The sequence below is a fragment of the Mesorhizobium sp. M2E.F.Ca.ET.209.01.1.1 genome (assembly GCF_004010375.2).
GTDB lineage: Bacteria > Pseudomonadota > Alphaproteobacteria > Rhizobiales > Rhizobiaceae > Mesorhizobium.
The window spans coordinates 1-353 of the sequence record NZ_SADP02000530.1; the positions used below are offsets into that span (position 1 = coordinate 1).

At 66.0% G+C, this 353-nt stretch carries 1 protein-coding gene; it reads right to left on the bottom strand.

Translation table 11 applies throughout. The features are described from left to right. The coding region (locus tag EN852_RS36780; protein WP_135879755.1) for a GGDEF domain-containing protein at positions 1–353 on the bottom strand (353 nt) is incomplete at both ends.

A 353-nucleotide genomic window follows, 5' to 3' on the forward strand; every position in this document is an offset into this window, starting at 1 on the left:
CGGCGAAGTCCGCGATCACCCAGTCGCCGGCGGCGTGCCCGTGCACGTCGTTGAGGGCATTGAAATGGTCGAGGTCGGCCAGCACCAGCGCCACCGGGAATTTGGCCACGGCGCAACGCTGCAGCAGCATGGCCGCGCGCTCCCCGAAACCTCGGCGGTTGAGCAGCCCCGAAAGCGGATCGGTATGGGTTTCCGTCTTGAGTGCCTTCATCACGTCGAGCGCGGCGGCGGTGAAGAGGCAAAGCGCGATCAGCAGCGACAGCAGCGCGTGCGACAACAGCGCCGTTGTCCAATAGGACGAGCCGTAGAAGCCGTCATAACTGGCGAAGGGCCCGTGCGCGATGACCACCACC